Source organism: Marinomonas vulgaris (genome assembly GCF_018145875.1).
GTDB classification, from domain to species: domain Bacteria; phylum Pseudomonadota; class Gammaproteobacteria; order Pseudomonadales; family Marinomonadaceae; genus Marinomonas; species Marinomonas vulgaris.
Genome location: NZ_JAGSSV010000043.1, coordinates 1 through 7,519 on the forward strand (window position 1 = coordinate 1; position 7,519 = coordinate 7,519).

Below are 7,519 nucleotides of genomic sequence, written 5' to 3' on the forward strand. Positions count from 1 at the left end.
TGATGTGGAATTAAATCCAGAGCAACATAAAGACGCTGCTTAATTATTTTAGGCGACAACTACCTTGAAAAACGCCGCTAAGTCCACAGACGATTTCGGGCTGGATGTTAAAACGCTCTACTTAGTTACAGCCCCTTTATGATCGATTTCATACAACCTTGCTTTAGCAAGCCGTGATAAAAGCTTCTGACACGACTCTTAAAATCATCAAAGGAACCCGTTCGAATTGTTATGTGTTGTTCGATTACACTGGTAAAAATGAGCCCGATACTTAGGGAAGATGCGAATAATTCCCGCGCATGAGACAATTAATTTTTAACCTTCAAGCCTGACCATGTCACATCAACTCACTTTTGCCGACAGCGAATTCAACAACAATCGTCGTAAAACACGCAAAGAAATTTTCCTTTCTCGGATGGATGCCTTGGGCCAGCTTGAAGCCGTGATTGAGCCTTTTTACCCCAAAGCTGGAAAAGGAAGAAGACCGTACCCGCTGTCTACGATGTTTCGCATTCACTGCATGCAGCATTGGTACAACATGAGCGATCCTGCTATGGAAGACGCGCTTTATGAAATCACGTCCATGCGTTTGTTTGCTGGATTGTCGCTGGACAATGCTATCCCGGACCACACAACCATCATGAATTTTAGGCACTTACTGGAAAAGCATAAGCTCTCCCGTCAGCTGTTCCAAGGGGTTAACAAGTGGTTGTCCAGCGCTGGTATTTATCTAAAAGAAGGCACGATTGTCGAGGCGGCCAGTTCAACCAAAAATAAAGCAAAAGCACGCGATCCCGAGATGCACCAGACACAAAAAGGTAAGCAGTGGTTTTTGGGCTAAAAGCTCACATCGGCGTTGACGCCAGAACAGGGCTAACGCACAGTTTAAGTACGACAGCGGCTAACGTACATGACATAACAGAATCAGAACATCTGCTTCATGGTGAGGAGCGTTTTATCTCAGCGGACTCAGGTTATGGAGGCGCACAAAAACGAGAAGAGCTCAAAGACATCAAGGCCGATTGGTTGATTGCTCAGATGCCAAGCAAGGTACGTCTTCTCAAGAAACATCCAAGGATAAACAAGCTACCAATCCGAACGGAATACATAAAAGCCAGTATTCGAGCAAAAGTAGAGCACCCGTTTCGAATCATCAAGCGACAGTTTGGTTTTAGGAAAATCGTCTATCGCGGCTTAGAGAAAAATGATAACAAACTGGCGATGCTGTTTGCCTTAGCCAACGTGTTTAGAATTGACCAATGATACGAGCCGCAGAGGGATAATTCGTCTAAAAGACCGTAAACAAGGCTGAATGAGCTTATTAAAGGGCAAAATACTGAAATGGGTGATATTTTGCGATTTTTTAACCGAGTTAGAAACACTGTCTACTGTTCAACTTCTTAATCGCAGTTTCCTTAGACATTTGGACAAGCAATTGGCTAGGGACCTAATAAAGATAGACTTGATAGCTCGTTGCGCTGAAGTGTAACGAGCTTTTTTATTTTCAGGTGTAAAAATCAGGAAACAAGCAGTTATATAAACGCGTTAGTGACTGACTACACAATGGCATTCAGCCTCATCACTGTGCTTAACAACCAGATCTAATGATAACTTCTAGTTTCAGGCTTGACCCCAACAGGTATAATTACAATAAATCGGTTTTATTCTGATGCTACTAAGGAATTGCATGACCCGTAAAAAAGTACTTCGCCACAAAGCCATTATTGATGAACTAGGCTCTAGCCCATCTATGCGTGTTGGAGAGTTGTCTGTAGTACTCGGAGTAACAAAAGAAACCATTCGTAGAGACCTAGAAGAGCTGTCAGAGCAGAACGTTATCAGCAGAACGTATGGCGGTGCTGTTTTACGACAACCTTCAGAAGCGGTGTTATCCGAGCGCCATAAAGAAAAGCGTGAAGAACGTTCTGCAATGGCCAAAGTGGCTGTGCCATTATTGAAAGGTGCAAAAACCATCATGATTGGCTCTGGTGCAACTACAGTGCATGTTGCTAAACGCATCGCTTTTGAGATGAACAATATTACTGTGATTACGCACTCTTTTGGTGTAGCAACGGTATTGTCTCTTAATCCTACTATTAAAGTGATTATGGCACCTGGAGAGTATTACGCTAGTGAAGGTGCCGTTCATGGTGCTCAGGCCGTTCGTTTTTTATCTGAATTAAGCGCGGATTGGGCGATACTTGGCGCGAGCGGCATAACCTCCACAGGGCCTAGCGATGCTTTAATGGAGGCAGCTGACGTTTATCGATCAATGATTGCTCAAAGTGAATGCTGCATGATCACCGCAGACCACACTAAATTTGATCGACAAGCCATCGCACAATTTAGTCATTGGAGCGATATCGATTTTTTAATCACTGATAAGGTCCCAAGTGAGCCACTTCGTAAGCAACTTGTCGCGGAAAGTGTAGATATCAAATTAACTACACCTTAAAAATACTGCTTCCTTTTAGAGCCCTAACACTTTGGCGAATGCTTGGATAAAATAATCGGCTTCTTCTTTCGTTAGACATAACGTCGGTCTAAGCTTTAATGTTGACCCATCGGGTCCAGCGGCTCCAATCAAAATATTCTCATCTCGTAACCTATCTATCATTTTTACTGTGAATTCAGCGTCGGGTTTTTGCGCTGAAGATGAATCACAAACATCAATACCTATGAATAACCCAGAACCACGAACCTCACTAATATGAGGAGAGACTTCAGCAATAGCTTGAAGCTGCTGTTTTAAATAATCACCCAGCACCCGAGCGTTTTCTTGAAGGTTATTAACCTGGATTTCTTTCAGTACCGCAAGACCCGCCGCCGCCGCGACAGGGTTTCCACCAAATGTATTGAAATAGCCCACATCGGCGCAAAATGCATCCAGATATTCTGATTTTGTGACGACACCCGCCATTGGGAAACCGTTGCCCATTGGTTTTCCCAGCGTCACAATATCAGGTGAAACATGATGATTTTGGAACCCCCAAAATGCCGTACCTGTTCGAGCAAAACCGGGTTGTACTTCATCCGCTATGTACAATCCACCCGCTTGGTGAACCACTTCGATCGCTTTATTGAGTAGTCCATACGGTTCAGTGAAAACGCCATCGGAAGAAAAAACACTATCAAGCAATAAAGCCGCAACCTTGATACCTCTTTGGTTAAGCTGATCAATCGCTGCCTTTACCTGATTAGCGAACCCCTGCCCTACTTCTTCACCGTAATATTTTTTTGCTGGGGGAGGAATGGCAATGACGTGATCTGGCAATTTTGTGTTTTTAAGCGCTGACGGTGAGACTTGAGTAACGAAAGCTGTATTACCATGATAAGCCGATTCAGTGACTATAAACCCCGTTCCTTGTGTATGCTTGCAAGCCAATCTCATAGCGAGATCGTTGGCTTCACTACCAGAACATGTTAAGACAATATTCGTCAGGTTTAATGCTTCGGGAAAAGTGCTTTTTAGCGCTTCTAAATACTCATCAACAATCGGTACTATATAGCGTGTGTTGGTATTTAAGGTCCCTATTTGTTTGCTCACAGCTTCAAGAACAGCTGGATGGCTGTGTCCAATACAGGGCACGTTATTATAAAAGTCGAGATAGCGAATGCCTTTTATATCGGTCATCCAAGCACCTTCTGCAGATACCATTTCAATAGGGTCACGATAAAACAAAACAGATGATGCACCTGAATTAGCAATGCGCCGCGCGACACTGTCGCTTTGAGGACATTGTTTGTCGAACGCGTTCATTTCAAGGATTGGGCGAACTTTTTTATCGATCATAAACGTCTTTCTTCTAGAAATGATGCTCTTAAATAGTCACCCTTTAGATATTGCTGGGCTAACGCTACCGTGCCTTTGGTATAGTCTCCTAGTCCAGCTTCTATTGCGGTTTCTGTTTCCGAATGGCTAGCGATCCAAGCGGTTAATAATAAACGCCTAAATAAAATGAACGTCGGAATCATGTCTTCATGTTGTTGCTCTAGCAGACGAACGCTTCTATAGCCTTTCAGCCATGCTTCGGTTAATGCAGGAACCTGAGGTGACGTTTCATAAAAAGAGATGGCCGCTGCGAAATCATACATAAACCAGCTAAACCCACAGTCATCGAAGTCGATAACGGACAGAGTGTCTTGCTCCATTAACAAGTTAGAAAGTCGTAAATCGGCATGAATCAATCCAAAACGGTCTTCTTGAGTACCGTATTCATCGAGTTTAACTTTTAGCGTTTGACACAGCGTTTCCAGAATATCTTGATCATCAGCATTGAGATCAATGGCTTCTCGCCAGTCACCCCATAATGGCTTATCACCGAAACTGGTTTGAAACGTCCAGCTTTTTCGCTGAAATGACGTTGGAAGCTTCCATTGGCTTGCGTGGTTATGCAGTTCTGCTGAGATTTTTCCTAGTAATTCAAACCCATCGCTCAGCGAGTCATTTTCTGACGGCTCTTTGCCAGCCATAAATTCAAAGGCAACCACGTATCGAGTTTGGCCCTCATCATCGAATGATGCGATGTAGGAGTTGTCTTTTAATGGAAGGGGTTCAGGAATATTGATTTGAGACTCTTTTCGTAATGCGCCAATCCAATCAAGTTCAGACAGAATTTCATCGTGAGAATGATAGTCGAGACGGTGTACTCGAAGAATAATTGATGGCTTATGATCAGAAGCTTCGACAATAAAAGTCGCATTTTCAGATAAGGTTAGTAATCGGACACGGGCACCTGAATCAATCCCCCAGTGATGCTTCACACTTTCCACACCCTTAGTTAATCGGTCAATAAAATCTTGATGATGTGCGCCTGCCATAAGTGACCTCTCATTAATCAATAACAGTCATTATGAAGTTTATTTTGTTTGACTTGCAACATTTTTATGTTGCTTTGTGACTTTTATTAGGTAAATTATAAAGGCATTCAACTATTCGGTTCGAGGAGACACAGCATGCTAACGCCTATAAAAAACAAAGTGACTATTGTGACAGGGGGTTCAAAAGGTATCGGAAAAGGCATCGCTAAGGTATTTGCTAAACAAGGGGCTAAAGTCATGATTGTTGCCCGCGGTGAAGATTCTGCAAAAGCAACTGTCAATGAGATTATCAAGGAAGGCGGCATAGCAGATTATGTTCTTTGTGATGTTTCTGATTGGGATTCTGTGCAGGCGTTAGTAAATACGACCCTTGAAAAATTTGGCAGTGTTGACATTTTATGTGCAAATGCCGGTATTTTCCCACAAATTAAAATGTCAGAAATGAGCCCCGATGACTGGGATCAAGTTATGTCGACTAATTTGAAAAGTACATTTTTAAGCGTTAAAGCCTGTATACCGATTTTTGAGAAACAAAATAAAGGTCGAGTCATTGTTACCTCTTCTATCACTGGGCCAATCACCGGTTATCCTGGGTGGTCACATTATGGTGCCTCGAAAGCAGGACAATTAGGTTTTATTAAAACTGCGGCTATGGAATTGGCCGGCTTTAACACAACCATCAATGCAGTGATGCCAGGCAACATAGCAACGGAAGGATTAGATGATTTAGGAGAAGAATACCTTGCCTCTATGGCCGCTTCTATCCCCCTTAAAAGTTTAGGTGCCGTTGAAGACATTGCCAATGCTGCACTCTTTTTTGCGTCGGATGAAGCGTCCTATATTACAGGGCAACAAATCGTAGTTGATGGTGGACAGATTTTACCTGAGAGCATGGATGCGATTGCGGAAATGTAGTAACGAGAACTTTTACCACCGGAACTCCTTTATATACGAGAAATAACGCCCTGTTAAAGAGCAAATTGTAGTTGGCTAAAATTGTGAGCGAAGCGAAACATGCACGTCAAAAATGATGCTGCGAATAAGTCGATATTAGATTTAGATCCTCTTAGTATATTAGTTATTTATAGATAGCCTTGGCATCTTCTCTCACATGCTTCTTAAGTTGTTTTATAAAATTTCTTTCAATATCATTTAAAGTAACGGTTTCGGGTGTTACAAGATATATTTCTGTCATAGGAAAATCATCGTAAGGAGGTAAGGGCCACAATAACCCTTGATCTACATAAGTCTGTGCACTATCTGTGGTAAGAGCCCCTATTCCAATGCCAGTCATAATAAGCCGACGAATTTCTTCGACGTTTGAAGATACAGCAACTAACCTCCCCCAAAACTGATGACCTTCCCTAAATTGTGCGATTACATCTAACCCTTCTCCAGGCTGATCACTTTCAAAAGATAAGTATGAACTGCCTTTCACATCATCCAAAGTGAGATCTGTTTTATTGAAAAAAGGATGACTTGATCCACAATAAAAAGCCATTTTTTCATAGCCTATGAAGTCGAACCTTAGCCCTGTTTTAGAAATCTTCTTGTTGCTTAATCCAATACGTAACCCACCCTCAGCAACATGACTAACGATATCTGCGCTTGGTTGAGTATTAATACAAAATATAACATTTGGATATAAAGCATGATAACTGGCTATAGCCTTATCAAAAGCAGGACATTGCAAGTAACTTGCTACTTCAATCACAATCTCACCTTGCACCGTGTCTTGCTGTTCAACGAAATGATCAGCCATGTTACTTAGCATACGACCAGCACTTGAAGCGTACTCGTATATCCTCATACCCTGAAGTGTAAGCGCAAACACGCCCTTCTTCCTTAGTATAAGACGCTTACCGAAGTGCTCTTCTAATCTCTTAAGTGCATTGCTCACACTAGGTTGACTAAGGTTAAGCTTGCGAGCAGCTGCACTGATGCCTCCCTCGTTAACTATGATTAAAAATGTATAAATTAGGTTCCAATCTAAGTTCCGCAGCAATTTTTCTTTACTTGATGACATTTATTCTTACCTTCATTCCAACCCCGATACATAACCACAGGCTATGTATAACATACAAATTCATCATTATTACAATGTTAATTTTTTAGGGATACTCAACCTAGATCAAAGAAACACTAGACCTACACTGTGAATCAAATCATTAAAATAACCAAAGGAACTCAATATGAAGATGATGCTATTAACTGGTGCTGTTCTATCGTGCCTTTCCATCATGCCAAACATATCAATCGCGAATGAGACTTTACGTATAGGTACCGAAGGTGCCTATCCTCCTTTTAACTATTATAAAGCCGATGGTCAATTAGCAGGTTTTGATATTGATATTGGAAATGCAATTTGTGCTGAAATGGAGAGAGAATGTATTTTTGTTGCTCAAGACTGGGATGGGATAATACCTGCATTATTGGCCAATAAGTACGACTTGGTATTGGCGTCAATGTTTATAACTGAAGCAAGAAAAAAACAAGTTGCTTTTAGTAGCCCGTATCAGGCATCGGCAATGACATTTGTTGCTGATAAATACATTGAATTAAAAGACGTTTCACCTGCGGCTATGAAAGGAAAAATCATCGGAGCTCAAGGCTCTACAACCCAGGGCAAACGCATGAATATTATTTAACCAGTCCCATCACTTTAAACAGATACTTATCATCCCAGCCGCAGGCTTTG

At 41.9% G+C, this 7,519-nt stretch carries 7 protein-coding genes; 4 read left to right on the forward strand and 3 right to left on the reverse strand.

The window, feature by feature from the left end; all coding sequences use genetic code 11:
• The first annotated feature begins 334 nt into the window (after positions 1-334).
• A protein-coding gene (locus J9B83_RS15370) for an IS5 family transposase (protein ID WP_236037353.1) occupies positions 335-1,263 on the forward strand; the annotation gives its coding sequence in 2 pieces (ribosomal slippage) (positions 335-830 and positions 830-1,263; 930 coding nt in all).
• A 424-nt stretch (positions 1,264-1,687) separates the two neighbouring features.
• On the forward strand, positions 1,688-2,455 hold the full coding sequence (locus J9B83_RS15375; protein WP_211537682.1) for a DeoR/GlpR family DNA-binding transcription regulator: 768 nt from the start codon (positions 1,688-1,690) through the stop codon (positions 2,453-2,455).
• Between the two features lie 15 nt (positions 2,456-2,470).
• Here the strand turns inward: J9B83_RS15375 and J9B83_RS15380 are convergent, their stop codons facing one another.
• On the reverse strand, positions 2,471-3,793 hold the full coding sequence (locus J9B83_RS15380) for an aspartate aminotransferase family protein (RefSeq protein WP_211537683.1): 1,323 nt from the start codon (positions 3,791-3,793) through the stop codon (positions 2,471-2,473).
• Positions 3,790-4,821: a phosphotransferase enzyme family protein gene (locus J9B83_RS15385; RefSeq protein ID WP_211537684.1), complete on the reverse strand. Its 1,032-nt coding sequence runs from the start codon at positions 4,819-4,821 to the stop codon at positions 3,790-3,792. Before J9B83_RS15385 ends, J9B83_RS15380 begins: the two co-directional genes overlap by 4 nt.
• Positions 4,822-4,956: 135 nt before the next feature.
• Between J9B83_RS15385 and fabG the strand changes: the two genes are divergently transcribed.
• On the forward strand, positions 4,957-5,736 hold the full coding sequence (gene fabG / locus J9B83_RS15390) for a 3-oxoacyl-ACP reductase FabG (RefSeq protein ID WP_211537685.1): 780 nt from the start codon (positions 4,957-4,959) through the stop codon (positions 5,734-5,736).
• A 163-nt stretch (positions 5,737-5,899) separates the two neighbouring features.
• Here the strand turns inward: fabG and J9B83_RS15395 are convergent, their stop codons facing one another.
• Positions 5,900-6,847, reverse strand: coding sequence for a LysR family transcriptional regulator (locus J9B83_RS15395; RefSeq protein WP_211537686.1), 948 nt, complete (start codon positions 6,845-6,847; stop codon positions 5,900-5,902).
• 166 nt (positions 6,848-7,013) lie between these two features.
• Between J9B83_RS15395 and J9B83_RS15400 the strand changes: the two genes are divergently transcribed.
• Positions 7,014-7,469: a transporter substrate-binding domain-containing protein gene (locus tag J9B83_RS15400; RefSeq protein WP_211537687.1), complete on the forward strand. Its 456-nt coding sequence runs from the start codon at positions 7,014-7,016 to the stop codon at positions 7,467-7,469.
• The last annotated feature ends 50 nt before the right edge of the window (positions 7,470-7,519 follow it).

Bases quoted from the DNA above. Each gene is read 5' to 3' on its own strand.
- J9B83_RS15375 (WP_211537682.1), top strand. From the start codon at position 1,688: ATGACCCGTAAAAAAGTACTTCGCCACAAAGCCATTATTGATGAACTA.
- J9B83_RS15400 (WP_211537687.1), top strand. From the start codon at position 7,014: ATGAAGATGATGCTATTAACTGGTGCTGTTCTATCGTGCCTTTCCATC.
- J9B83_RS15385 (WP_211537684.1), bottom strand. From the start codon at position 4,821: ATGGCAGGCGCACATCATCAAGATTTTATTGACCGATTAACTAAGGGT.
- J9B83_RS15395 (WP_211537686.1), bottom strand. From the start codon at position 6,847: ATGTCATCAAGTAAAGAAAAATTGCTGCGGAACTTAGATTGGAACCTA.
- fabG (WP_211537685.1), top strand. From the start codon at position 4,957: ATGCTAACGCCTATAAAAAACAAAGTGACTATTGTGACAGGGGGTTCA.
- J9B83_RS15380 (WP_211537683.1), bottom strand. From the start codon at position 3,793: ATGATCGATAAAAAAGTTCGCCCAATCCTTGAAATGAACGCGTTCGAC.